1 protein-coding gene is annotated in these 903 nt (G+C 64.9%); it reads right to left on the reverse strand.

Annotated elements, in window-relative coordinates:
• On the reverse strand, positions 1-903 hold a 903-nt coding region (locus EES42_RS44645), incomplete at both ends, for a hypothetical protein (protein WP_164495202.1).

Below are 903 nucleotides of genomic sequence, written 5' to 3' on the forward strand. Positions count from 1 at the left end.
AATAGGAGTGGGTGTCCTGCCAGCGCTGAAGCTCGTCGTAGTAGGGGTAGCAGCCCGCGTTGTACGCCTCCTCGCCCTCGTCGCAGATGGCGTACTTGTAGGAGCCGTCGGAGTTGCGCTCGTCCGGCGCGGGCAGCCCCGTGTCGCAGGAGAAGTTGCCCCAGGTGGGGCTGTAGCACGAGGCGCTGCTGTCCTCCTCGCCGTCCTGGCTGTCCTCGTCAGCGCCAGTCGTGCCCTCGTCTTTGCTGGCTTCCTTGACCAGCTCGTCGTAGGCGTCCTGCTTCTTGGAGTTGAGCCGCCCGTCCTTGCAGTCCGACTTCTTGGCCACAAGGTAGAAGTCGATCGACCAGAACGGGTCATCACCGACGTCCACGTAGGTGGCCTCATGCCAGCACGCGGTCCAGTTCTCGTATTCCTTCGGCATGTTCTCCGGGGCGGTGGCGAGGTCGTTGTCGCCGTCGAAGGGGGTGCTGGTGGGCACCATGGCGTGGATCAGCTTGTATCCGGCCTTGTCGGCGGCCTTGTAGGCGGTGGCAAAGTTCTTGCCGGCCAGCTCCGGCAGCTTCGGCTCCTGCGGCCCGCAAGCGGTCAGCGCCAGGCCGCCCGCGACGATAGCGGCGGCCATGAAGGTCGTACGCTTCAAAGCACTCCTATCAGGTGGTTGGATAGGTGGGTGGGCAGTGCGGATGCCGGGGCGCAGCGCGGAACGGTCTCCGTCGAGGTCGTGCTCGTCCTGGAACTTCCTGTCGGAGTCGCACACGTCCTGGATGACGTCGCGCAGCCGCCTCTCGTCCGCCTTGGCCAACTGCTCATTATCAATGGCCTCGTTGGCGATGGCACGCTCCGGATCAGGCTCGCACGAGACGGACCCGAGCGCCACCGATGCGAAGAGCTCCCCTATTT

The sequence above is a fragment of the Streptomyces sp. ADI95-17 genome, assembly GCF_003846175.1.
Classification (GTDB): domain Bacteria; phylum Actinomycetota; class Actinomycetes; order Streptomycetales; family Streptomycetaceae; genus Streptomyces; species Streptomyces sanglieri.